Genomic DNA, 26,217 nt, shown 5'->3' with positions numbered 1-26,217 from the left:
ATTATTACCTTTTTCGTTGTGTTGTCAGAAGTATTCAATACTAACTGTCAAATTCTTCTTTCAATATCTTCATTACATCTAGAATAGTTTCCTCTTCTAGGTCAGTTCTTCGAACCAAGTCCTCTACTTCATGTCTTAAAATACTTTTTGCAGTATCCAAACCAATTTTCGCAAACTCTTCGATTACCCATTCTTCAATTTCATCTGAAAACTCAGTTAATTCAACATCGTCTTCATCAGCTACAGCTCCAGCAATGTCACCTTCACGTATTACATCTAATTCATATCCTGTCAAAAGACCCGCTAATCGGATGTTATGTCCTCCACGTCCAATCGCTTTAGAAACTTCTTCTAATTTCAAGAACACCTCCGCTCTTTTAGCCTCTTCATTAATCTTAATGGAAGAAACTTTTGCAGGGCTTAATGCTCTTGTAATATACAACTGAATATTATTGGTGTAATTAATTACATCAATATTTTCATTACCTAATTCTCTAACTATTCCGTGGATACGAGAACCTTTCATTCCCACACATGCTCCTACTGGATCAATACGGTCATCATAAGTCTCTACAGCCACTTTTGCTTTTTCGCCTGGAATTCTTACTACATTTTTAACGGTAATTAAACCATCAAAAACCTCAGGAATCTCTTGTTCAAACAACTTTTCTAAGAATTTCTCAGAAGTTCTAGACATGATGATTTGTGGTTTGTTTCCTTTTAATTCCACACTTTCAATAATTCCACGAACATTGTCTCCTTTACGGAAAAAATCAGAAGGAATTTGTTTCTCTTTTGGCAAAACAATTTCGTTTCCTTCATCATCTACTAAAATAACAACTCTTGGTCTTACATGGTGTACTTCGGCAGTATAAATATCCCCTACTAAATCTTTAAATTGTTTGTAAAGGTTCGTATTATCATGTTCATGGATTTTAGAAATCAAATTTTGACGTAAAGCCAAAATAGCTCTTCTTCCTAAATCAATCAATTTTACTTCTTCTGAAACCTCTTCACCAATCTCAAAATCCGCTTCAATTTTTCTTGCTTCAGTAAGCGTAATTTCTTCGTTTTCAAAATCTAGATCTTCGTCAGCAACAATAACTCTCCTTCTCCAAATTTCCATATCCCCTTTATCAGGGTTTATAATAATATCAAAATTATCATCTGAACCGTATTTTTTCTTCAATGCATTTCTAAATACATCTTCTAAAATTGCCATAAGCGTTACACGATCAATAAGTTTATTATCTTTAAACTCTGAAAATGAATCGATTAATGCTAAATTTTCCATGCGAATTCTTTAATTAAAATGTTACTGTAACAACTGCTTCTTTTATATCTCCATAAGGCAATTCTAATTTTTTTAGAACTGTCTCTTTCCCTTTTCCTATCTTTTTTGGCTCTCTTGCTTCCCAAGACAAAACTACAAAATCATCATTAGCATCTACTAATTCTGCTTCTATATTTTCACTTTCGGTCTTCACAATTAGCGTTCTACCAATGTTTTTTTTGTATTGTCTCACAAATTTTAATGGAGCACCCACTCCAAAAGAAGCCACTTCTAGCGAAAAATCCTGCTCCTCTCTATCTAGGTTAGATTCGACTGCTCTACTAATATCGATACAATCTTGTAAAACAACTCCGTTATCGCCATCAAGGGTTACGATAATTTTAAATGCATCCGTAATCACCACATCTACCAAAAACAAGGAGGGACGCTCTGACAATGCTTCTAACAACAACGAATTTACCTTCTCTTTAAATGCCATATTTTTATAAAAAGAGGGGACTATTAGCCCCCTCATTATCTAGATTTTAATAAATAACGATGCAAATATAGTGTTTTTTTTATAAATCAAAAAAAATACATTAATGTTAAAATATTCCTTATCTTTAGTACAATCAAAAACAAAGATTTTTCCCATAATACAAATCTTAAAATTATGAAACGAATTTTAGTCCCAACTGATTTTTCGAGCCAGGCAGAAAATGCCCTAAAAACAGCAGCAACCATCGCCAAAAAAACAAATGCTGAAATAGAACTGCTTCACATGTTAGAAATTCCGAGCCAGATGAACGATGCCATTACTGGAGCCGCAGGCATACCTGAAATCATGCATTTTATCAAAAAAGCCAATGAAATCCTTGAAGAAACTGCCCAACATCCTTGCCTACAAGACATCCTTGTCTCCAAACATGTAAAATTCGAAAAAGCCTCTGAAGGCATTTTATCCTTTATAAAAGACCACAACACTGATCTTATCGTCATGGGCTCCAAAGGAATTTCAGGAATTGAAGAGATTCTAATAGGCTCCAATACGGAAAAGGTAGTCCGCCATTCCGATGTTCCCGTACTAGTTGTCAAAAATAATGACATCAATTTTGAGGAACCTCACATTGTTTTTGCCTCTGACTTTGCAGAAGTAATAAAAACTCCTTTTCAAAAAATGATTGATTTTGCATCTATTTTTAACGCCAAGCTCAGCCTAGTAACCATTTGCACACCCAATAGTTTCAAAAGCACCATTGTGGCACGAAAGATGACGGAAACTTTTTTAACCAGTTTTAACCTAAAACACTACACAACTCATTTATACAATGACACCAATGTAGAAAAAGGAATCCTTAATTTTTCTTCAGAAGTAGGCGCTGACATCATCGCTTTATGCACTCATGGCAGAACAGGCCTAGTCCATTTCTTTACGGGTAGCATTAGCGAAGACTTAGTAAATCACGCAGTCAAACCAGTGATTTCATTCAAAATTTAATTTCAAAATACTCAAAAACAAAAAAGCCTCCCAAATGAGAGGCTTTTTCTGTTGGTCTACTAGGACTCGAACCTAGAAAGACTGCACCAAAAACAGTTGTGTTACCATTACACCATAGACCAATAGTGCTTTATTGCGGGTGCAAATTTATAATAATATTTAGTTTCTACAAACTTTTTTCAAACTTTTTATCAAAAAAAATTCATTTTTAAAAAAAACAAAAACACAAAATAACAAAAGAAACTAAAAATCAATCCCTTAGGAATTGCTAGTAGATTCCTAGAAAATTTTGTTAATGCCCTCTAGTTTCCACAAAAAAACATTTTCTTTGCAACATTAAAAATACAATTAAAATTTGACACATGAGTAAAGCAGCATTCAATTTTAATAAATGGAATACTATTGTAGGTTGGTTCACATTTGCAATAGCATTGTGCACCTACGGCTTAACTGTTGAACCCACGATGAGTTTTTGGGATTGCGGTGAATACATTGCCACTTCTGCCAAACTAGAAGTAGGGCACCCTCCTGGCGCTCCTTTATTCCAAATGATTGGTGCCTTTTTTGCCATGTTTGCCATAGACAACCAACATATTGCTTTGATGGTCAATATGACCTCCGTTGTCTCTAGTGCGTTTACCATCTTATTCATGTTTTGGTCTTCAACCATGATTCTTACTAAGATTATTGGAAGCACCTCTAAAGAAGATTTAACAACCGATAACAAAATAGTTATCCTAGGCAGTTCCTTTGTAGGTGCTCTCGCCTATACTTTTTCAGATAGTTTTTGGTATAATGCTGTTGAGGCCGAAGTGTATGCCATGGCCTCCTTATTTATTGCTTTACTCTTTTGGCTTGGCTTACGTTGGGAACAAGACATGGACAAACCACGTGGGAACAAATGGTTACTTATCATTTCACTAGTAATTGGATTGTCGTTTGGGGTTCATTTTATGGCATTATTAGCCATTCCATCCATTGGATTATTGTATTATTTTAAACATTTCAAAACAGTAACTCCTAAAAACTTTATTATTGCTAATGTTGTCGTGGTTTCTATTTTGCTCTTTATTTTTAAATTGCTCTTACCTCTTACGATGGCTTTCTTTGGGAAAAGTGAAATTTTCTTAGTAAATAATTTCGGGATGCCTTTCGACTCAGGGACCATCTTGGTAGGTTTACTGGTTGCTGTAAGCTTTTATTTTGGTTTAAAATACACCAAAGACAAAGGACAAGTACACCTCAACACCTTACTTCTATGTGTGTTGTTTATATTAATTGGGTTTTCAACTTGGCTTATGTTACCTATTCGTGCCAATGCGAATACGGTTATAAACGAAAACAAGCCTTCGGATGCGGCTGAAGTTTTGGCTTATTACAACCGGGAACAGTACGGGGTAAACCCATTGTTTTACGGACCTCAATACACCGAAACCTTTGCTGGATTAGACCCTAAAACTCCGTACCTAGACAAAGCACCTAACTACGAACGCGATTACAAAACAGGAAAATATGTTATTGTAAACAATTTTAAAAATGCCGTTCAAAATAGCGACGACTACCACAAAACCTTTCTGCCTAGAATGTGGAGTTCTGAACATATCGAAAACTACATTAATTTTACCAACCCACCTGCGTTTAAAATCAACCCTAATTACCCTTACGAAGAAGACCTAGCTAAATATGGCATTGACGTAAGCAAAATCAGTGAAGAAGATTACAACAAGGCCATTGCGCAACTAAAAAACGAAGTTGAAAAAACAGTTTCTGAATTCAGATTAGCCTATGCTCAAAAACAAATTGACAATGAGGGCTATGTGAAATTCCTAAGAAGCTATGGCGAATATTTAATTATCGAAAAACCTTCAACTGCTGACAATTTCAGTTTCATGTTCGAATACCAATTTGGATACATGTATTGGAGGTATTTGATGTGGAATTTCGTAGGAAGACAAAGTGATAACCAAGGCAGATACGATCATTTAGACGGAAATTGGTTAAGCGGAATCAAATTTATTGACGAAACCCATCTGGGCTCTCAAGAAAACCTTCCTTCAGATGTATTAAACAACAAAGGAAGGAACACCTACTACTTTATTCCATTCATTCTTGGACTAATTGGAATCATGTTCCACGCAAGTAAAGACCGTAAAAGTTTTTATGTTCTTTTGATGTTGTTTTTATTTATGGGGATTGCCTTAAAAATCTACCTTAACGAAAGACCATTTGAACCAAGAGAAAGAGATTATGCCCTTGTAGGTTCATTTTATGTATTTGCACTTTGGATAGGTTTTGGAGTGTATTCTTTATACGAAAGTTTGCGCACCTACATCACACCAAAAATCGCGGGCCCTATCATCATCTCAGCTTGTCTCTTAGCAGGCCCTGTATTGATGGCATCGCAAAACTGGGACGACCATGATCGTTCAGAAAAATATACCGCATTGGCAATGGCAAAAGCCTACCTAAGCTCATGCGACCCAAATGCTATTTTATTCACCATTGGAGACAATGATACCTTCCCGCTATGGTATGCCCAAGAAATAGAAGGCATCAGAACCGATGTGAAGATTGTCAATACCAGTCTTTTTATGACCGATTGGTATATTGACCAGATGAAGATGAAAACTTACGAATCCGACCCCTTGCCTATTTCGTTTACTCACGACCAATATGTGGGTGACAAATTAGATTATGTAGCCTATATTCCTAAAACAGAAAGTCGTTGGGAGTTGAAAGATTTATTAGAATTCATCAAAAATCCTAAATCAACTATTGGTTTACAAAACGGACAAACCATCCATTTTTTCCCAACTAATAAAATCCGAATTCCTGTCGATAAAAACGCCATCATTCAAAACAAAATAGTGGCTTCAAAATACAACGATTCTATCGTTCCGTATATCGACATTGACATCAAAGGAAGTGCACTGTACAAAAACCGTTTGATGATGCTTGATCTTATTGCTAACAACCATTGGAAAAGACCTATCTATTTCAGTGGAGGAGCTTATGATGACGAAGATTATCTTTGGATGAAAGAATACCTCCAATTGGACGGTATGGTTTATAAACTAGTCCCTTTAAGAACTCCTATCCCAAAAAACAGCAGTCCGCTTGATATGGGACAAATTGATTCTGATAAAATGTATTCTATTGTGACCGCTTGGGACTGGGGGAATAGCGATAGCGATAAAATCTATCACGACCCAGAAACCAGGAGAGAAAGCATCACGTACCGAACAAATCTTGCCCGATTAATGGACAAACTGATTGAGGAAGGCAACATAGAAAAAGCCAAAAAAATAATTGACTTGGCGATGACAAAAATGCCGTTAGATAAATTTGGCTATTACTCTTTATTAGAACCATTTACCAAAGGGTATTACCAAACGAATGAAAAAGCCAAAGCACAAGAATTACTCACGAAATTGATTGGTAAATACCGTGAAAATTTAGACTATTATGGTAAATTAAGCCTAAACGAGCAATCAGAAATTGCAATGGATATTGTAACCGATATAGAACGATACCGAAGCCTATTACAGGTTATGAAAGAAAACGGAGATGTTGCTTTCTATGAAAAAAATAAAAAACCATTCAATTCCTATATTGACAAGTTCCAACAATTTGGCAGAGACAAAGAGTAATTGACACGCCATGAAAATCAATTAACTGTTTGTAATTGAGAACAAGGATTGCTTTTTCATTAAGACAAAAAAAGTAAAAACTCGTAAAGCAAACATTGGTTTTATTATTTTTAAAATGTAAAAAACAATCCAGCCTTTCCGTTTAAAAAACGACTTATTTTCCACTAAAAAAAGTGCAGCAATTATTTGGAAATTGCTGCACTTTTTTATAACTTAAAGACTCTAAAAACACCTACAAAATGAGCTTTTATTGGATAAAAACAAACTTGATTATTAAGTGGTTATTTTCAAAATACGTTTGGGATATTCCCAATACAGAAAATAAAATATACCTCAGTTTTGATGATGGACCCACTCCAGAAATCACAGATTGGGTATTAGAAGAACTACAAAAGCACAACGCCAAAGCTACCTTCTTTTGCGTGGGGAAAAATATTGAGCAACAACCCCAATTATTCGAAAAAATCATCGAAAACAAACACGCCATTGGCAACCATACTTTTAATCACCTGAATGGCTGGAAAACAGCCACTAAAGAATACCTCAAAAACGTAAAACGCTGTGCCAAAACTATTGCCAAACACAATTATGCCTTAACGTCTAAATTCTTTCGTCCTCCTTATGGTAAGATGACCAAAGCACAATTAGACGCATTGCGAAAACAAGGGTATAAAATTATTATGTGGGATGTACTCAGTGCTGACTTTGACACGAGTATCTCAAAAGAAAAATGTTTGAAAAATGTTATTTCAAACATCAAACCAGGCAGTATCATTATCTTTCACGATAGCGTCAAGGCATTTCAAAACCTGAAATACACATTACCAAAAGTATTGGACTATATTGATGAGAAGAAGTTTCAATATGATGTCATACCGTAATTTTAAAGTAACGCTAATTTGTAAATTGATTTTTAAAAATCAAAAAAATATAAATTAATGTCAATGCCGCTGAAGCGGTGTATTTACACTCAAAATTTATAAAAAAACAACGCATCTACAATTGTTTTTCAAAACATAAATTCGCTCTAATTCGTAAACTACAATTGCTCTTGAACAATAGCAATAATACTGTTAGCGTCTAATTCCCCAGATTGTCTCCAAATCATTTGACCGTCTTTATAAATCATTAATGTAGGCAGTCCCTTGATTCGCAAAGCCTCGGCAAGTTCTTGATTTTTATCCACATCAATTTTAATCACTTTAGCCTTATCGCCAAGAGCTGCAGCTACATCCTTAATTACAGGATGCATCGATAAAGAGGCTTCATTCCATTCTGTGTAGAAATCAATCAACACAGGCACATGTGCACTTATAAGTTCTCCAAATTTTGACATAAAACCAAAAATTTAATATTTTAAATCTACTAAAAAAATAGATATTAAGTTACAAATGTAGCATTTTTAACGAATTATGCTAATTTCTCTCCTCTTTTTAGCTCAATTACCGTGATTTCAGGCATAATTCCTACCCTTCCAGGATACGCATGAAAGCCGAAACCGCGGTTCACATATACATAACGCCCTAGCGTTTCATACAAGCCCGCCCATTGCGGATACATATACTGCGCCAAACTCCATTTAAAAACACCCGGAATTTCGATACCAAACTGCATTCCGTGTGTGTGACCTGAAAAAGTTAAATGAAAATTTTTAGGATGTTGCTTTAATTCCAAATCCCAGTGCGAAGGGTCATGTGTCATCACGATTTTAAAATCTTCGATAGCCACATCTTTAGATGCCTTACTTATATCCCCAGCTTTTTTAAAACCACGTCCCCAATTTTCAACCCCTATCAACGCCATTTTTTGGTTGTCTTTTTCAATAAAACGGTGTTCATTTAACAACAACTCAAAATCAATATCTGTATAAAGTTTTTTAATGGCTTCAAAATTGGCTTCTTTAGCCTCATGAGTAGGCCAATCTATGTATTCTCCGTAATCATGATTCCCTAGTACGGCATATTTACCAAACTGCGGTGTTCTTATCTTTTTAAAAGTCGAAATCCAAGGATGCATTTCTGTGGCGTGCGTATTGACAATATCTCCTGTAAACAAAATCATGTCAGCATTTTGCTCATTAATCAAATCAATCGCATAACTTATTTTCTCTGCATCATCAAAGCTACCCGAATGCACATCGGATATTTGGGCAATTGTAAACCCATCAAAAGCCTCGGGCAAATCAGGAAAATAAATGCGCTGTTTAACTACCTTAAAATTATATTTCCCAATAGTCATTCCGTAAAGCAACGACAAAAACGGAATGGCTGCCAGACTAGTCCCCAACTGACTTACAAAAGTCCGTCTCGCTGCCAAAAAACCTTCCTGTTGTTCTCCTACAGCCGCTCTAAACATGCCCGAAACCAATCGATACAAGTCTTCACCCAGTAAAACCAATGCCAAAACCATCTTAGGAATATAGATTAACAGCATCAATCCCATCGTAAACAAGGTATGCTTGGTTTGCCCAACCGAACGGTCAAAACTCAAAAACGAATACAAAATATAAACAAAAAGACAAGCACTCAAAACAGCATAACCTACCACCATCCCCTTGCTCTTAATCAAAGTTTTAAATGCCTGAAAAGCATACACCTCAACCACTAACAGTATAGAGAAAAAAAACAACAACCTCACTCCCATTTGAATCTAATTTTATACAAAATAACAATATATCTGTAGCAATAGAGAGGATATTAAATAAACTTTAACTTCGGTTTATTGTTTTTAGGAGCACAAAAACCAGTTTTCACAACAAACACTCCTCCTGCTCTACGCTTTATCTCTTGTTTTGCCCCAAAGTTTCGGGACAAAACAAGAGGATACCGCTTCGATCAGGGCTATGATTAACGAATGTATTTCATAGTTTATTTTGTAGGAAAAAATTAATATATTTGGAGAACTAGACGACCCAGATGTTTCAAAACAAAAAATCCATGAATTAAAACTAATTTAAAATATGACAAGAGAAGAAGAAATAAAATTAAATAAAGTACTAAACAAAGGACAAATTTTCATCAATTTCCCTGTAATTATTGTCATGTTTAGTTTTATTGGAATTTTCTATTACCTAAACAAGATAGAATTGATTTCCAGACCAATTATGTTGGTTGGCTTTGTAATCTCATTCCTTCTAGGTTGGCTTGTTTGGTCCTTATTTATTGCAAAATGGAGAATTTGGGCATTTGAAAAAATAGATGAAAAATTTCACGCCATTTTAAAAGAAGAAGCTATAAAAACAAAACTCATCTGGCCTGACGGACATATTTTTGAAAAAACAGAAATACGAACAACAGAGCAAAAACTTAAAATTCTAGCGATTAATAATAGAATTGAAGAGTTAAAAAATACAATTTCATCCTAAAATTAGAATTGATAATAAAATTGAGAACGGATTACAAATCATCTCAATCGAAATTAAAAAAAAATTAAACTTAGCTTGCTGTCTGTCCCGCTGAAAGCGTCACACACAAACAATTCACAATTCTTGAGATTCCTACGGAATGACAAACTTTACGGAGTAGCAACATTAAAATCAAATCACTAAACGCTAATAATCCCCCAACTCCCGCGTGAGTGATAGCAGTGGAAAGCCCGCAAACCCGTGTAGCAATAGCGGAACGGGTTGAGGACTTGCAACGGATAGCACGACAGCAGCAAGAAAAAGGGGCAATTAACCACAATGACGCTTGCCCCTTTTCCTTGCTGGTGGCACGCCCAAATAATAACGTCACCCTTAAAAAAGACGGATAATGAACTTTAAAAAAGTGAAGTTTTAAAAAAGGTTTGTTTATTTTTACGACAAAATTTTTCATTATGTCTGCTCAAAAACGTCTTTTTCTACTTGATGCCTATGCTTTAATCTTTAGAGGGTATTATGCCTTTATCAAAAACCCGAGAATTAATTCGAAAGGAATGGATACCTCGGCGATTATGGGGTTTATGAATTCGTTGATGGATGTGATTAAGCGTGAAAAACCAGACCATTTGGCGGTGGCGTTTGACAAAGGCGGAAGTGATTTGCGAAATTCCTTATACCCTGAATACAAAGCCAATCGCGATGCAACTCCTGAGGCGATTAAGATTGCGGTTCCTTATATTCAGGAATTATTAAAAGCCATGCATATTCCGATTATTGAAGTAGCGGGTTGCGAAGCCGACGACTTGATAGGGACGATTGCCAAACAAGCCGAAAAGCAAAATTACAAGGTGTACATGGTGACTCCTGATAAGGATTTTGCGCAGCTAGTGTCTGAAAATATTTTTATGTACCGCCCTGCTCGTATGGGGAACGGCATTGAAATTTGGGGAGTACCTGAGGTTTTGGAAAAATTTGAAATTGAAAGACCTGAGCAGGTAATTGACTTTTTAGGCATGATGGGGGATGCCGCCGACAACATTCCTGGCTTGCCTGGAGTGGGCGAAAAAACCGCCAAAAAATTCCTAGCACAATACGGCTCTATGGAAAACCTTTTGGCTAACACCCACGAGCTGAAAGGCGCCATGAAAGAAAAAATTGAAGCCAACAAAGAGTTAGGGTTATTGTCTAAAAAGCTAGCCACGATTTTACTAGACTGCTCTGTAACTTTTAACGAAAAGGATTATGAGCTTTCGACTCCTGATGTGGAGAAAACAGATGCTTTGTTCAACGAATTGGAGTTTAGAAGAATGGCGGAGCAGTTTGATGCAATTTTCCTCCCCCCAGCCCCCTCCGAAGGAGGGGGAGTCAAAATAGCTCCAGAACCTGACACTAAATTATACAAAAAACCACAACCGAAGAACGAAGAACAATTTGACTTGTTCTCCGCAACCTTACCTACTCACGATAGCGAAGTAGTACACCAGCAGTTTTATGGAACGCTGGAAACCACTCCACATTCGTACCAAATTGTTCAAGGTGATTTAGGACTTAAATTACTGTTGCAAAATTTACAAAAACAAACTTCGGTTAGCTTTGATACTGAAACCACAGGACTGGATGCTTTGCATGCGGAATTAGTCGGTATGTCGTTTTCGTATGAAAAAGGAAAAGCATTTTATGTGCCGTTTCCCGAAAATCAAGACGAAGCCAAAACCTTGGCGGAGAAATTTATTCCGTTTTTTGAAAATCCAGCCATTGAAAAAATAGGACAAAACGTAAAATACGATTTGAAAATTTTGGCTAATTACGGAATTAGTGTCGCTGGAAAATTGTTTGATACGATGATTGCGCATTATTTGATTAATCCCGATATGCGTCATAATATGGATATTTTAAGTGAAACCTATTTGAAATATTCGCCTAAATCCATTGAAGATTTGATTGGCAAAAAAGGCAAAAACCAAAAATCAATGCGCGATGTAGCGCTTGAAGACATCAAAGAATACGCTGCCGAAGATGCTGATGTGACTTACCAATTGAAAGAATTGTTTGCAGTAGAACTCGAAAAAACAGCGACTCAAAAATTGTTTGACGAAATCGAGATTCCGCTCGTGCCTGTTCTAGCAGCGATGGAAACCGAAGGGATTAACCTTGATGTTCCGTTCTTGAAAGCGATGTCAACCGAAATGGCTGCTGAAAGCCAAGCATTGGAACAAAAAATATACGAAACTGCGGGTGAAAAATTCAATTTGGCTTCGCCTAAACAACTCGGAGATATTTTATTTGACAAACTAAAAATTGGTGGTGCCAAGCAAAAAAAGACCAAAACAGGCCAATACGCTACTGGAGAGGAAGTTTTGAGTTACCTTGCCCATGACAACGAAATTGTGCGTGACATTCTGGAATGGCGCCAAATGGTAAAATTACAAAGCACCTATATTGATGCTTTACCCACACAAGTTAACACTAAAACGGGTCGCGTTCATACGGATTATATGCAAACCGTTGCCGCAACAGGGCGTTTGAGTTCAAACAATCCCAACTTGCAAAACATTCCGATTCGTACCGAAAGAGGACGCCTGATTCGTAAAGCGTTTATTGCTCGTGATGAAAACCACACCTTAGTTTCAGCCGATTACTCTCAAATTGAATTGCGTGTGATTGCAGCTTTGAGTGGCGAAGAAAACATGATTAAAGCGTTCCAAAACAACGAAGATATTCATAAATCAACCGCTTCAAAGGTATTCAACGTGCCTTTGGACGAAGTGACTCGCGAACAACGTAGCCATGCTAAAACGGTCAACTTTGGAATTATTTACGGGGTTTCGGCTTTTGGATTATCGAACCAAACCAATCTTTCCCGCTCTGAAAGTGCGGATTTGATTGAAGCCTATTACAAAACCTATCCTCGATTGAAATCTTATATCAATGAGCAAATCGATTTTGCTCGTGACAACGGCTACGTGCAAACAATTTTAGGTCGTCGTCGTTATTTGAAAGACATCAACTCTCAAAATGCCGTGGTACGTGGAGGCGCTGAACGAAATGCGGTGAACGCTCCTATCCAAGGTTCAGCTGCCGACATTATCAAAATGGCGATGATTAACATTCACAACAAACTGAAATCAGAAAACTGGAAATCAAAAATGTTATTGCAAGTACATGATGAGCTTGTGTTTGATGTGCATAATGATGAGCTAGAAAAAATCCAACCAATGATTAAACACGAAATGGAAAATGCTTTTAAATTGGAAGTACCTTTGGTGGTTGATTTAGGAATGGGAAAAAATTGGTTGGAGGCGCATTGATTTTAGCACTTAAATACACTGGTGAACAGTTCCATTGTTATCCTATCACCAAACAAAAAATCCTCCTAAATCTATTTTCGGGAGGATTTTTTTAAGGTTTTAGAAGATTCTCTTTCTTTCAGTTTTGTTTTGATGACCACGGTTTGATACGGAGGCTCTATTTCGGATTCGCTTTCTAAGCGATCAATTAACAACTTCGCAGCTACTTCACCTATTTCAACTCCATGTTGACTTACAGTACTCAAGCTTGGTGTCAATCGGCGAGAGGCTAAAATTCCGTCTGCAAAACCGATAATAGATAACTCTTTTGGGATTTTATACCCTTTTTTGATACCTATTTTCAGAGCAGCTACTGAATCTCTTTCGTCCAAAGCAAAAACCCCGTCAATCGTATTGTTTTCAAACATGCTTTCGATTCTCTTTTTCATCTCCTCCTCTGAATTGGTACGAAGAATAATATTTTCATTTACCGGAATACCATTTTCTTTTAAGGCCTTCAAATACCCATCGGTTCTTAATTTCCCTACGCTCAAATTATCAACTGAAGAAACCAAGGCGATGTTTTTGCATCCTGTATCAATCAAACGTTGGGTTACATTTACCGCTGATTCATAATCATCAACAATCACTTTGTCGCATTCCACTTCGTCAGCAATACGGTCAAACATTACAATAGGCGTACCTTCGTTAATGATGTCTTTAAAATGAGAGTAATCTTGAAGTTTTTGTGCTTCCTCAGAGACCGATAATATAAAACCATCAGTGGTTCCGTTACTCAACATTTCTAGTGTATTTATTTCTTTTACTAAGGATTCATTAGAAATACAAGTGATAACGTTATAACCTTTTTCATCGGCTACTTTTTCGATACCACTAAATACTTTGGCAAAAAAAGAATTCAAGATGTTAGGAATAATAACCCCAATTGTTTTGGTTTTTCTGTTTTTCAAATTCAAACCAATAATATTGGGTTTGTAATTTTTAAGCTTTGCATACTCTTTAATTTTAATCTTCGTCAATTCACTAATTTCTGGACTATCATTAAGCGCCTTTGAAACTGTAGAAACTGATACATTTAATTCTTTTGCAATTTGTTTAAGAGTTGCTTTTGCTTTCATAGATTAAAATAAATTATAACTAAAAACTTTGCTGTAAAAAAAACACACATGAAGTAGTGGTTGTTTTTACAATGGTAACAAAATTCCAAAGCGCAAGATAATGAATTAATCAACACCATAAAAAAAGGCAAAAACACTTCACTATAAATTTAACATTTTGTTCTTAACACCCACTCAATTGTCAAAAACCTAAGCTTCCTCACAGAGACTCAAATAGACAATTGATAATCAGACCAAACCACAAATAAAATAATCTTTTAAGGTATTTGGTTTTAAAATAATTAATTGTACTTTTGCAACCCCTTTATTGGGGATGGAATGTTTAATTAAAATATATTATTGTGAACGCATTAAGCTACAAGACAATTTCAGCAACAAAAGCCAACTCAACAAAAGAGTGGATTGTTGTGGATGCTGACGGTCATAACTTAGGACGTCTTGCTTCAAAAGTCGCTATGATTTTAAGAGGTAAGTACAAGCCAAGTTACACACCACACGTGGACTGTGGAGATAACGTTATTGTTATCAACGCAGAAAAAATCAACCTTACAGGTAACAAAATGGACGAGAAAATCTACATGCGCCATACAGGTTATCCAGGAGGACAAAGAACTTTAACTGCTAAAGTATTGCAAGCTAAAAACCCTGCAGCCTTAGTAGAAAAAGCAGTAAAAGGAATGTTACCTAAAAACAAATTAGGAGCGGAACTTTTCAGAAATTTAAATGTTGTTGTTGGTTCTGAGCACAAACAAGCAGCTCAAAAACCAAAAACTGTTAACCTAAACGATCTTAAGTAATGGGAGTTATTCACAAAATTGGTAGAAGAAAAACCGCTGTTGCACGTGTTTATGTTTCAGAAGGAACAGGAGTAATCACTGTAAACAAAAAAGAATTTGCAACTTACTTCCCTACAGCTACTTTACAGTACAAAGTATTGCAACCAATGTCTATGACAGAAAATGCATCTAACTTTGACGTAAAAGTAAATGTATATGGAGGAGGTTCAACTGGTCAAGCAGAAGCTGTAAGAATGGCAATCGCTCGTGCAATGTGCGAAGTAAATGCTGAAAACAGAGGTATCCTTAAGCCAGAAGGATTATTAACAAGAGACCCTAGAATGGTTGAACGTAAGAAATTCGGTCAGAAGAAAGCTCGTAAGAGATTCCAATTCTCTAAACGTTAATATTACCTGTCTTGTTCAATTAAAACAAGACATATTGAATTTATTATTGAATTTAAAACAATGTTGTGATGTCTCGCTGAGGCGGGAGATTAGTTTAGCATCTAAATGAAGCCTAAAGCCTAGAGCCCAAAGGAACATTGCTAATCAACAGAACGTAAACTAGTACAAAAATGTCAAACAAAGTAGAAGTAAAAGAATTACTAGAAGCAGGTGTTCATTTTGGACACATGACTAGAAAATGGGATCCAAACATGGCTCCTTACATTTATATGGAGCGTAATGGAATCCACATTATCAATCTATATAAAACTGCAGCAAAAATTGAAGAAGCTAACGAAGCTTTGAAAAAAATCGCTGCATCAGGTAGAAAAATATTATTCGTAGCTACCAAAAAACAAGCTAAAGACATCGTTGCTGAAAAAGCAGCAGCTGCAAACATGCCTTACATCACTGAAAGATGGCCAGGTGGAATGTTAACAAACTTTGTTACTATCCGTAAAGCAGTTAAAAAAATGTCTTCTATCGATAAAATGAAGAAAGATGGTACTTTCAACACGTTATCTAAAAAAGAGCGTTTGCAAGTAGATCGTCTTCGTGCCAAATTAGAGAAAAACTTAGGTTCAATAGCAGACATGTCTAGATTACCAGCGGCATTATTTGTTGTAGATATCAAAGCTGAGCACATCGCAGTAAAAGAAGCACAAAAATTAAACATTCCAGTTTTCGCAATGGTGGATACAAACTCTGACCCACGTGAGGTTGATTATGTAATCCCTGCAAATGATGATGCTTCTAAATCAATCGATAAAATTTTATCTTTAGTAACTACTGCTGTAATCGAAGGACTTTCTGAAAGAGGTTCTGAGAAAGAAGTAGAAGCAGCTGAAAAAGAAGCACCTGCTCAAGCAGAAGCTACTCCAGCTACAGAAGAATAAATCAAATTTTAAATTCCAAAACTAAAATTCCAAGTTCCATCCAAAATCAACTATAAATTGATGATTTAATAAAATTGGAATTTGGGATTTTAGGATTGGAATTTCTTTTTTTACAATTAAAAATAATCTTAAAATATAAAAACAAATGGCAACAATTACTGCTGCAGACGTAAATAAATTAAGAACAGCTACAGGCGCAGGTATGATGGACTGCAAAAAAGCCTTAGTTGAAGCAGACGGAGATTTCGATTTAGCAATTGAAAACCTACGTAAAAAAGGACAAAAAGTAGCTGCTAACCGTTCAGACAGAGAATCTACTGAAGGAGCTGTTATCGCTGTTGTTAACGATGCTAAAACTGCTGGTGTAGTCGTTTCTCTTAACTGTGAAACTGACTTCGTAGGTAAAAACGAAGGTTTCGTAAAGTTAGCTACTGACTTAGCTCAATTAGCGCTTAACTTCGACAACAAAGAAGCTTTCTTGGCTGCTGATTTTAACGGACTTACTGTTGCTGAAAAATTAATTGAACAAACTGGTGTTATTGGTGAGAAAATCGAAATCGGTGCTTTCGAAAGATTAGAAGGTGCATTCGTAGGTTCTTACATCCACGCTGGTAACAAAATCGCTACATTAGTTGCTTTATCTGCAAATGTTCCTGGTGCTGAAGAAGCAGCTAGAAACGTTGCAATGCAAGCTGCTGCTATGTCTCCAATCGCTTTAGATGAGGCTGGTGTTGATGCTGCTACAATCGAAAAAGAAATCGAAATCGCTAAAGATTTACTTCGTCAAGAAGGAAAACCAGAAGCTATGTTAGACAACATCGCTAAAGGTAAATTAGCTCGTTTCTTCAAAGACAATACATTAGTAAACCAAGATTACATCAAAGACAATAAATTAAGCGTTGCTGCTTATGTTAAATCTTTAGACAAAGATCTTATTGTAACTGGTTTCAGAAGAGCTGCTTTAGGTTAATTTTAAACAGTTTACTTTACAACTAAAAAGCGATTTTCAAATTGAAAATCGCTTTTTTATTTTTCTCCTAAGTTGACTCACGGGCAATTATCCCTGTTTCTAACTCAATGATTCGAGGTTTAAATTCTCTGTTTTCTTTACGGCAAACAATCTCTTCCAGCAACACAGTAAATGCCTCTACTCCCATTTCATAACTAGGTTGATCTACCGTACTTAATTTAGGCGTAATAACCCGTGAAACGAGCCAATTACTAAAACCAATCACAGCAATTTGATTTGGCACCTGAATACCTTTTTCATTAAAATAAGCCAAAACTCCAACTGCAACCAAATCGGTAATAACAAAAATCCCATCTATCCCTTTATCTTCCTCAATAATTTGTTTAGCAAACGCCACTCCTTGCTCAAAAGTGATACTTTTGCAAGCGTAAACTAACCCAGGATCAAAAGGAATTCCATTTTTTTCCAAAGCTTTTTTATATCCAAGAAATCGATCAATAGAATTTTGTGGATTTTCGAGACCACGTATATGCGCAATTTTTTTACACCCCCTATCAATTAAATGCTGCACCGCATCCATAGCCGCTTTTTGATCATTAATAATAACCTTTGAACTAGGAATCAATTTAGAAATTTTGTCAAACTGTACAAAAGGGATTTCTTTCTGAAGGATTTCTTTAATATGAGCATCATTGTTTGATTCATTAGAGAGCGACATTATAATCCCATCTACTCTTTTATTAATTAGAAGCGCTACTTGTTTCTTCTCTAATTCTAATGACTCATTAGACTGTAATATAATTACCAAATAACCATTTTTTTCAGCCTCATCAATTATTCCATTAACGACACCTGAGAAAAAATGATGTACTACCTCTGGAATAATCAAACCTATGGTCTTTGATTCCTGAGTACGCAAATTTACAGCAAAACTATTGGGTGTATAATTAAGTTTTACAGCTAAATCTACAACCGCTTTCTTAGTTTTCGCACTAACATCTGGATAATTTTTCAATGCTTTAGAAACAGTTGTAATAGATATTCCTAAGGTATTAGCTATTTCTTTTAGGGTGGCTTCTCTCATAAAAACAAATTTCGTAAAAAAAATCAACAAAATCGAAAACGTTTTCGGAGTTTTCGAAAACGTTTTCGATTAAATTTAATTCTACAATTTAATTCATTAGATATACATTTGACAAAAAATAACCAAATAAATTATTAACTAAACAATTATTCAGCATGAAAACAACTAATTTGCTATTAAAAAAAATGGGGCTATTTATAGCGTTACTGTTATTTAATATTTCTTTTGCACAAAATTCCAATTTATCAGGAACAGTTACTGATGCCACTGGAAATCCTATTCCAGGCGTAAATATCGCAATAAAAAATGCAAATAAAGCAATTGCTACAGATATTGAAGGTAAATATAATTTCTCTAACTTAAAAAACGGAACTATACAAATTATAGCTTCTTATATAGGTTTTAAGACAACTGAATTAAAGGTTACTATTAACGGAAACACCATACAAAACATTTCCCTAATAGAAGATGCAAATGTCTTAGATGACGTTGTTATTACAGGAGTTGTAAATCCTAAAGCGAAAATAAAATCAAGTGTTTCTATTACTTCTTTAGGCACAACACAAATCACTCAATCAGCACCAAGATCTACAGCTGAAATCTTCCGAACTATTCCAGGTATTCGTTCAGAATCATCAGGAGGTGAAGGGAACTCAAATATCTCTGTACGTGGTGTACCTATCTCATCTGGAGGTTCTAAATATTTACAACTTCAAGAAGACGGATTACCAGTATTATTATTTGGTGATATTGCATTTGCAACAGCAGATATTTTTACGCGCTTTGATGGAAACATTGCTAAAGTAGAAGCTATTCGTGGAGGTTCCGCATCAACATTATCTTCAAATTCTCCTGGAGGAATTATCAACTTTATCAGTAAAACCGGAAAAACTGAAGGCGGAAATATTAGTACAACCTTCGGTTTAGACTACGGTAACTTTAGAACCGATGTAGATTATGGGTCAAAAATTGGGGAGGGATTATACTTTCACGTGGGTGGTTTCTATAGAACTGGTGAAGGAGTTCGAAAAACAGGTTTCAATAGTAATAATGGAGGACAATTAAAATTTAATATTACTAAAGAATTTGAAAATGGTTCTATTACAGTATATACAAAATTCTTAAACGACAGAACCGCTGCTTATATGCCTATGCCTGTTGCAGTTTCAGGAACTAATGCAAATCCTACATGGAAAAGTGTTGATGGCTATGATGCAACTACAGGGGCTTTACAATCAATTTATTTGACTCACAGTGTTGGACTTGGTCCAGATGGAAATGTACGTAGAGAGCCCGTAGCAAATGGAATGCATCCTATCTCAAAATCAATTGGCGCCAACGCATCATTTAATTTAGAAAACGACTGGAAAATTACTGACAACATTAGATTCACATCTAATTCAGGTGGATTTATCTCTCCTTTTCCTGCAGAGTTAGGAACGGCATCAGCAATTGCAAACTCTTTCGGAGCTGGATTTACGTTAACCTATGCCGATAATGGAGCTGCATTTAATAATCCAAACGGTTTAGTAGCAAGAATTCACATGTTTGATACCCAATTAAATAATATGGGGAATTTTATGAACGATTTACGTTTGACCAAAAAATACGATAAAGTAGGAATTACTGCAGGATTGTTTAAATCTATGCAAAACATATCCATGTCTTGGTTATGGAATTCATACTTACAAGAAGTATCCGATAACAATCCGCGTTTAATTGACGTAAAAAACGCTAGTGGTTCTTTATTATCAGAAAACGGATTGTATGCTTACGGAACACCAGCTTGGGGAAATTTAGCTAGAAACTATGATACACAATATAATGTTTCTGCACCTTATATTAACATCTCGGTAGATGCAACTGAAAACTTATCACTTGAAGGAGGCTTACGTTATGACAAAGGTAAAGTAACTGGTTCATTTGCAGGTGGGGTTTCAACAACTTATGACATCAACAATGATGGTGTAATTTCGGCACCAGAGCAAAGTGTATTCGCAATTGATAATGCCAATCCTACAGCCGTAAATTACGACTATGATTATTACTCTTACACTTTAGGAGCTAACTTACTTTTAGCAAGCAGACAATCTGTATTTGCTAGAATAAGTAAAGGTGCTTCTGCTAAAGCTGATAGAATTTTATTTAGTGGATTAGATTATTTAGATGGTAATAAAATAAATGCTTTAGATTTTTTAACTCAAGCCGAAATTGGATATAAACATAAATTTAATAATGGATATTTGTACGCAACGGCTTTCCATTCTAAAACAAATGAGCAAGGAGGTTTTGAAGCAACGTCTAACAGCATTATCAAAAACAACTATAAATCTCTAGGATTAGAATTAGAATCTGCTTACGATGCAACGGATAATCTAAACTTTAGAGGTTCATTAACCTACACAAAAGCCGAAATTACTTCTGGAAACAACAATGGAAACCAACCGCGAAGACAACCAAAATTAATGTATAGTTTTCTCCCAACTTACAAATTTATGGATAATAAAAACACATTGGGTTTAAGCTTCGTAGGTCAATCAAAAGCATTTGCTCAAGACTCAAATCAATTAGTTATGAATGGTTTTGTAATTGTAAATGGATTTATTGAAGTAGGAATAGCAAAAGGGTTATCATTAAACATCTCAGGAAATAACCTATTCAATACACTTGCAATTACAGAAGCGGAAGAAGGAAGCATCACTGAAAATACTGTAAACTATGTTAGAGCCAGATCAATGACAGGAAGATCACTTTCTATGGCTTTATCTTATAAATTTTAATACAATTGTTTCATAAATGTTAGTTGGTTAGCAATTCCTGTACTTTTATAGTACAGGAATTTATTTAAAAAAATTTAAAAACACAATTATGGCATTTTCCAAACCTAAACTTAGTTTCTGGCAAATTATCAACATGAATGTCGGCTTTTTTGGCATCCAATATAGTTTTGGTTTGCAACAAAGTGCTGTAAATCCTATTTATGATTTTCTTCATGCCAGTCCCGACCAAATTCCAATATTAAATCTAGCAGGACCATTAACAGGATTATTGATTCAGCCCATAATTGGAGCCATGAGTGATAAAACCTGGCATCCTAGATGGGGACGAAGAAAACCTTATTTTTTCATAGGCGCAATTATTTGTAGCATTGCCTTATTCCTCTTTCCATTTAGTAGTTCGCTTTGGATGGCAGCAGGTTTACTTTGGATTTTGGATGTAGGAAATAACACTGCGATGGAACCTTATCGTGCTTTTATTGCCGACACTCTTAATGAAGATCAACAACCTATTGGATTTCAAGCACAAAGTTTTTTTACAGGATTCGGTCAGTTCTTATCTTATATTTCATTATTCTTATTTCCAATTGTTTTTGCTGGTTATACAGGGGAATTACCCAATTGGATTTACGCCTCTTTCTTTTTAGGAGGAGTCCTTTCAGTGACTTCCATTTGGTGGAGCATGAAAAAAACTGCTGAAATTCCACCTACCGAGGAAGAAATTGCAAAGATGAAATCAGAACCATTAAATCTCTTTTCTCCCTTTATCGATATCTATCATGCAGTTCTAGAAATGCCTAAAGTTATGTGGCAACTCTTTTTAGTTTACATGTTCCAATGGTATGCCTTAATGTGTTTTTGGCAAAACAACTCCAAGAGTATAGCCTTGTCTGTTTGGAATGTCACCCCTGCGAACAAAGAAGGCTATGAAAAAGCAGTAGAATGGATGGGATTAATTGGTGCATTTGGATTTATTGTTACTTTTTCAGTCGCTTTTTATCTGGCTAAATTAGCTAAGAAACACAGCCCTAAAATGGTCCATTTTGTTTGTCTTTTATTTGGAGCTGTTTCATTTATCTTTTTCCCATTAATACAAAATCAATACTTCTTTTTTGCAGCTATCATAGGCTATGGAATAGCTTGGGCAAGTATGATGGGAATTCCTTATCTGATGGTAGTTACAAATATCCCTAAAGAACGCTACGGAATTTATATGGGAATCATCAACATGATGATTGTAATCCCAATGATTATTCAAAATATTTCTTTTGGATTTGTACTCAAAAATTTTTTAGATAATGACCCTCGCCAAGCTATAACATTTGCAGGAATACTACTGTTGCTTGGTTCATTGAGTACTTTATTAATTCAAACAACTAAAACAAAAAAATTGTAGTATGAATACTGATATTACCTTTATAAAAGCCATCGAATTACTTGAAGAAGCATCTTCTTCTGAAGGTTTTTTGGCAAGCGCACAAAATATTTCAAACTACAAAAGAGTTTGGGCCAGAGATGGTGTAATATGTGGATTAGCAGCCTTGGCCTCGGGAGAAGAACATTTGATTGCCACTTTCAAAAAAACATTAGAAACTTTAGCAAATAATCAACATCAAAACGGAACCATACCTTCAAATGTAATGACTGACCAAAATCACATTGAAGTAAGTTATGGTGGCCTAGCAGGAAGAGTGGATGCTGTGACCTGGTTCATTATTGGAATATGCCAATATGCTCATTATACCAATGATACTGGTTTTGTAAAAAAATACAACAATAACATCCTAAAAGCTTTACAACTTTTAGAAGCTTGGGAATTTAACAATAAAGGTCTCCTGTACGTGCCTTTGTCAGGAAATTGGGCTGATGAATATATTACTGATGGATACGTTTTATACGATCAGCTGCTTAGGGTTTGGGCATTAAAAAATTATAATCATTTTGCAAAGGACGAATCTATTACGACTAAAATTCAAAACATTACTGAGCAAATTGAAATTAATTTTATGCCCAAATCAACTGGCGAAAAATACCATGAAAGAGCTTATGACGAATTCCAATTTGAAAATTACATGCCCTGCTCTTTCTCACCTGCGGGATACAAAACAACATTTGATGCTTTTGCGCATTCTCTGGCATTGTTATTAAATATTGGCTCGAATGATTTTCAGGAAACCATCATTCAACATGCCGAGAATACCAGAACCCAAACCGCTTTGGCATTACTACCTGCATTTTGGCCACCCATCAAAGAAACAGATGCCGACTGGAATTTATTGAAAAACAATTTCAAATACGAATTTAGAAATTACCCGAACGAATTTCATAACGGTGGAAGTTGGCCAATGGTGAATGGATTTTACGGATTGGCTTTGATGTCCAAACAAAAGAATGAAGAAGCTAAAAAACTTTTAAACGCTATTAATCTTGCGAATGCAATAGAAGATTTTAGTTTCTATGAAAACTTTAATACGGAAACAACCGCAGTAAACGGAGTCCCTTTTTGTGCTTGGAGTGCGGCAGCAACAATTTTGTTACATCAGGGAATCACCAAAAATTTCAAATTATTGATTTAAAATGGAAAAGACAATTGACATCATTTGCACAGGAGAATTACTCATTGACTATATTGGAAATGAGCTAAATACCCCCATTTCCAAGATTGAAAATTACAATCGTTTTCTGGGCGGTTCCCCAACTAATGTGGCTATTTATAGTGCCAAATTAGGATTAAAAACTATCTTAGTTGCCAGTTGCGGTAATGACGGATTAGGTCATTTTATGATTGAAAAGCTAAAAGAAAACAACGTCAACACTGCACAAATAAAAGAACTTGACAACTATCCTTCTTCTATAATTTTTGTTTCCAAATCAAGTGCAACACCCGAATTCATTTCGTACAGACAGGCCGATTACCATATTGAAGAAACGCAAATTCCCGACAGCCTTTTGGAAGAAGCCAAAATTTTTCACACCACCTGTTTTGCTCTAAGCAAAAATCCGGCACGTGAAACGATTTTGAAAAAAGCTAAAAAAGCCAGCCAATTAGGTTTACAAACCAGTATAGACCTGAATTATTCCGACAAAATCTGGCCAGACCGAAAAGAAGCAATGGAAACCATCAAAGAATATATGGCCACAAAACCTTTAGTAAAATTAAGCGATGATGATTGCTTCAGACTGTTTAACGAAACCAAAAGCGATGACTATATCCTTAATTTTTTTAGCCAATTAGGTGCTAAAACGATTTGTTTGACCAAAGGCAAAAACGGAGTCGTTTTGTGGGATTCGAATATTGGAACAACACACAAAAAAGCGCCTTTTGTGGAAAACATAAAAGACACTACCGGAGCCGGAGATGCTTTTTGGACAGGTTTTTTATATGGTAAACTCCAAGAAAAAGAGCCTCTCGAATGTATCGATATCGCACAAAAACTGGCCAGTATTAAACTGCAACATCTGGGTCAGCTGCCTGACAATATTCAACTAGAGAATCTTTAAAAAATTGCATACACTGAACTAAAAACTGAATCTAATGATGATTAAGTCTCATTTTTTAAGCAAAATGGGACTTTTTCTTTTCAACCCAATCTCATTCCTTCATATAATTTCGTTTATAAAAATAAAAAACTAAATTTGGTTGAATCAAATTTCAAAACATGTTCAAAACCAAAAGAGAACTCATTTTTATCATACTGGCCGGAATTTTTATCACTAATGCAGTCACTGCAGAACTTATTGGCGGAAAGCTAATCCAGATTGGTCCATTTGTGATGAGTATCGGAATTTTACCCTGGCCTATAGTTTTTCTGACTACTGATTTAATCAACGAATATTTTGGCGAAAAAGGAGTTAAAAAACTCTCCTTAATCACCGCTTGCCTTATTGCCTACTCCTTTATTATTTTATTTTTAGCCATTGGTATTCCTGCCGCAAAAGGCATTTCACCAGTCAACGATGACCAATTCCAAGCCGTTTTTGGACAAAGCATGTGGATTATTGTAGGAAGTATCACCGCCTTCTTAATCTCACAATTGATTGACGTGAGTATGTTTTGGTTTTTCAAAAAAAGAACAGGTGACCGCAAAATATGGCTCCGAACTACAGGTTCTACCGTCATTTCTCAATTATTCGATTCCTTTATTGTACTAGGTATCGCTTTTTGGTTACCTGGAAAAATTAATTTGGATACCTTTATTTCCTCAGCGCTCACAGGTTACACTTTCAAGTTGTGTGTCGCTATCCTGCTTACACCTATGATTTACTTAGGTCATTTTTTAATCAAAAAATACATCGCTCAAGATGAATCCCATTAACGACAAACCAAGATGCAGCTGGTGTTTATCTAGTGATTTATACCGAGAATACCACGACACTGAATGGGGCAAACCCGTATATGATGACGCTACGCTATTTGAATTTTTGTTACTCGAAACCTTCCAAGCGGGTTTGAGTTGGATTACCATTCTGAACAAAAGAGAAAATTTTCGCCAAGCTTTTGACCAATTTGATTATAAAAAAATAGCCCAATATTCGGATGAAAAAATCCAAGACTTACTACAAGATTCGGGTATCATTCGGAACAAACTCAAAGTTTATTCGGCTGTCACAAATGCCCAAAATTTCATTAAAATTCAAGAAGAATTTGGTAGTTTTTCCAAATACATTTGGGGATTTGTCGATGGAAAACCCATTGACAATAAACCCAAAACTATCAAAGATGTGCCTGCCACTACCTCACTTTCGGATGCTATTAGCAAAGATTTAAAAAAGCGAGGTTTTAAGTTTGTAGGCTCTACTGTGGTTTATGCACACATGCAAGCTACCGGCATGGTAAATGACCACGTTGAAAATTGCTGGACAAGAGGTTAATAAACAGTGTTCAGTTTTTGAAGTATTCAGTACAAAATTGTTAAACTTCTAGTTTCTAAAATCTTATTTCTAACTTTTTCACTACATTTGCCGCTCACTTTAGGGGTGTCTACAATTGTAGGCTGAGATTTTACCCTCTGAACCTGATCTAGTTCATACTAGCGTAGGGAAAAGTAAGATGACTTCCG

The 26,217-nt window shown here is 35.6% G+C and carries 21 protein-coding genes, 1 tRNA gene and 1 riboswitch; of the genes, 15 read left to right on the top strand and 7 right to left on the bottom strand.

Features of this window, described 5'->3' with window-relative positions:
• Window positions 1-40: 40 nt before the first annotated feature.
• Entirely contained in the window at window positions 41-1,294 is a 1,254-nt protein-coding gene (nusA, locus tag K5R64_RS00350; protein WP_220759687.1) for a transcription termination factor NusA, read from the bottom strand.
• 13 nt (window positions 1,295-1,307) lie between these two features.
• Complete coding sequence (gene rimP, locus K5R64_RS00345) at window positions 1,308-1,772, bottom strand: ribosome assembly cofactor RimP (protein ID WP_220759685.1); 465 nt, start codon at window positions 1,770-1,772, stop codon at window positions 1,308-1,310.
• A 174-nt stretch (window positions 1,773-1,946) separates the two neighbouring features.
• On the opposite strand from rimP, the gene K5R64_RS00340 reads away from it, so the two are divergent.
• Window positions 1,947-2,771, top strand: a complete 825-nt coding sequence (locus K5R64_RS00340) for a universal stress protein (RefSeq protein ID WP_220759683.1) — start codon at window positions 1,947-1,949, stop codon at window positions 2,769-2,771.
• A gap of 51 nt (window positions 2,772-2,822) precedes the next feature.
• Here K5R64_RS00340 and K5R64_RS00335 read toward each other — a convergent pair.
• Window positions 2,823-2,893, bottom strand: a tRNA-Gln gene (locus tag K5R64_RS00335).
• A gap of 240 nt (window positions 2,894-3,133) precedes the next feature.
• On the opposite strand from K5R64_RS00335, the gene K5R64_RS00330 reads away from it, so the two are divergent.
• Together K5R64_RS00330 and K5R64_RS00325 are read left to right on the top strand one after the other, a co-directional pair.
• Window positions 3,134-6,421, top strand: a complete 3,288-nt coding sequence (locus K5R64_RS00330) for a DUF2723 domain-containing protein (protein ID WP_220759681.1) — start codon at window positions 3,134-3,136, stop codon at window positions 6,419-6,421.
• Between the two features lie 239 nt (window positions 6,422-6,660).
• Window positions 6,661-7,302, top strand: coding sequence for a polysaccharide deacetylase family protein (locus K5R64_RS00325; protein WP_220759678.1), 642 nt, complete (start codon window positions 6,661-6,663; stop codon window positions 7,300-7,302).
• A gap of 158 nt (window positions 7,303-7,460) precedes the next feature.
• Here the strand turns inward: K5R64_RS00325 and K5R64_RS00320 are convergent, their stop codons facing one another.
• Together K5R64_RS00320 and K5R64_RS00315 are read right to left on the bottom strand one after the other, a co-directional pair.
• Complete coding sequence (locus K5R64_RS00320) at window positions 7,461-7,757, bottom strand: co-chaperone YbbN (RefSeq protein WP_220759676.1); 297 nt, start codon at window positions 7,755-7,757, stop codon at window positions 7,461-7,463.
• Window positions 7,758-7,831: 74 nt separating this feature from the next.
• Complete coding sequence (locus tag K5R64_RS00315) at window positions 7,832-9,064, bottom strand: metallophosphoesterase (protein ID WP_220759674.1); 1,233 nt, start codon at window positions 9,062-9,064, stop codon at window positions 7,832-7,834.
• Window positions 9,065-9,380: 316 nt separating this feature from the next.
• On the opposite strand from K5R64_RS00315, the gene K5R64_RS00310 reads away from it, so the two are divergent.
• Together K5R64_RS00310 and polA are read left to right on the top strand one after the other, a co-directional pair.
• Window positions 9,381-9,785: a hypothetical protein gene (locus K5R64_RS00310; RefSeq protein WP_220759672.1), complete on the top strand. Its 405-nt coding sequence runs from the start codon at window positions 9,381-9,383 to the stop codon at window positions 9,783-9,785.
• A 452-nt stretch (window positions 9,786-10,237) separates the two neighbouring features.
• The gene (gene polA / locus K5R64_RS00305) at window positions 10,238-13,090 is read left to right on the top strand and encodes a DNA polymerase I (protein ID WP_220759669.1); all 2,853 of its coding nucleotides are present in this window, start codon (window positions 10,238-10,240) and stop codon (window positions 13,088-13,090) included.
• A gap of 71 nt (window positions 13,091-13,161) precedes the next feature.
• On the opposite strand, the gene K5R64_RS00300 is transcribed toward polA, so the two are convergent.
• Window positions 13,162-14,208 carry a LacI family DNA-binding transcriptional regulator gene (locus tag K5R64_RS00300; protein ID WP_220759667.1) on the bottom strand — a complete coding sequence of 349 codons (1,047 nt, stop codon included), beginning with the start codon at window positions 14,206-14,208 and terminating at the stop codon, window positions 13,162-13,164.
• A gap of 341 nt (window positions 14,209-14,549) precedes the next feature.
• Here K5R64_RS00300 and rplM point away from each other — a divergent pair, with 341 nt between their 5' ends.
• The 4 genes from rplM to tsf all read left to right on the top strand — a co-directional run bounded on the left by rplM (window position 14,550) and on the right by tsf (window position 17,296).
• Window positions 14,550-15,005 (top strand): 50S ribosomal protein L13, encoded by a 456-nt coding sequence (gene rplM, locus K5R64_RS00295; protein WP_220759665.1) that lies wholly within the window; start codon window positions 14,550-14,552, stop codon window positions 15,003-15,005.
• Entirely contained in the window at window positions 15,005-15,391 is a 387-nt protein-coding gene (gene rpsI / locus K5R64_RS00290) for a 30S ribosomal protein S9 (RefSeq protein WP_220759663.1), read from the top strand. The genes rplM and rpsI overlap by 1 nt, the downstream gene beginning before the upstream one ends.
• A gap of 170 nt (window positions 15,392-15,561) precedes the next feature.
• The gene (gene rpsB, locus K5R64_RS00285) at window positions 15,562-16,326 is read left to right on the top strand and encodes a 30S ribosomal protein S2 (protein ID WP_220759661.1); all 765 of its coding nucleotides are present in this window, start codon (window positions 15,562-15,564) and stop codon (window positions 16,324-16,326) included.
• A gap of 145 nt (window positions 16,327-16,471) precedes the next feature.
• Complete coding sequence (gene tsf, locus K5R64_RS00280) at window positions 16,472-17,296, top strand: translation elongation factor Ts (protein ID WP_220759660.1); 825 nt, start codon at window positions 16,472-16,474, stop codon at window positions 17,294-17,296.
• Between the two features lie 67 nt (window positions 17,297-17,363).
• On the opposite strand, the gene K5R64_RS00275 is transcribed toward tsf, so the two are convergent.
• On the bottom strand, window positions 17,364-18,380 hold the full coding sequence (locus K5R64_RS00275) for a LacI family DNA-binding transcriptional regulator (protein ID WP_220759658.1): 1,017 nt from the start codon (window positions 18,378-18,380) through the stop codon (window positions 17,364-17,366).
• A 155-nt stretch (window positions 18,381-18,535) separates the two neighbouring features.
• On the opposite strand from K5R64_RS00275, the gene K5R64_RS00270 reads away from it, so the two are divergent.
• From K5R64_RS00270 to K5R64_RS00245, 6 genes are all read left to right on the top strand, one after another.
• Window positions 18,536-21,160 (top strand): TonB-dependent receptor domain-containing protein, encoded by a 2,625-nt coding sequence (locus K5R64_RS00270; RefSeq protein WP_220759657.1) that lies wholly within the window; start codon window positions 18,536-18,538, stop codon window positions 21,158-21,160.
• An 88-nt stretch (window positions 21,161-21,248) separates the two neighbouring features.
• On the top strand, window positions 21,249-22,553 hold the full coding sequence (locus tag K5R64_RS00265; protein WP_220759654.1) for an MFS transporter: 1,305 nt from the start codon (window positions 21,249-21,251) through the stop codon (window positions 22,551-22,553).
• A gap of 1 nt (window position 22,554) precedes the next feature.
• Window positions 22,555-23,733 carry a glycoside hydrolase 100 family protein gene (locus K5R64_RS00260; RefSeq protein WP_220759652.1) on the top strand — a complete coding sequence of 393 codons (1,179 nt, stop codon included), beginning with the start codon at window positions 22,555-22,557 and terminating at the stop codon, window positions 23,731-23,733.
• A gap of 1 nt (window position 23,734) precedes the next feature.
• Window positions 23,735-24,658 carry a carbohydrate kinase family protein gene (locus tag K5R64_RS00255; protein ID WP_220759650.1) on the top strand — a complete coding sequence of 308 codons (924 nt, stop codon included), beginning with the start codon at window positions 23,735-23,737 and terminating at the stop codon, window positions 24,656-24,658.
• A 158-nt stretch (window positions 24,659-24,816) separates the two neighbouring features.
• Entirely contained in the window at window positions 24,817-25,473 is a 657-nt protein-coding gene (locus K5R64_RS00250; RefSeq protein WP_220759648.1) for a queuosine precursor transporter, read from the top strand.
• A complete protein-coding gene (locus K5R64_RS00245) occupies window positions 25,460-26,029 on the top strand; it encodes a DNA-3-methyladenine glycosylase I (protein ID WP_220759646.1) in 570 nt (189 codons plus the stop codon). The genes K5R64_RS00250 and K5R64_RS00245 overlap by 14 nt, the downstream gene beginning before the upstream one ends.
• Before the next feature lie 91 nt (window positions 26,030-26,120).
• Window positions 26,121-26,216: riboswitch (TPP riboswitch) on the top strand.
• Window position 26,217 lies beyond the last annotated feature (1 nt).

Origin of the sequence: Flavobacterium sp. UMI-01 (genome assembly GCF_019656315.1) — a bacterium.
Classification (GTDB): domain Bacteria; phylum Bacteroidota; class Bacteroidia; order Flavobacteriales; family Flavobacteriaceae; genus Flavobacterium.
This window is presented reverse-complemented; position numbering and strand designations above follow the sequence as displayed.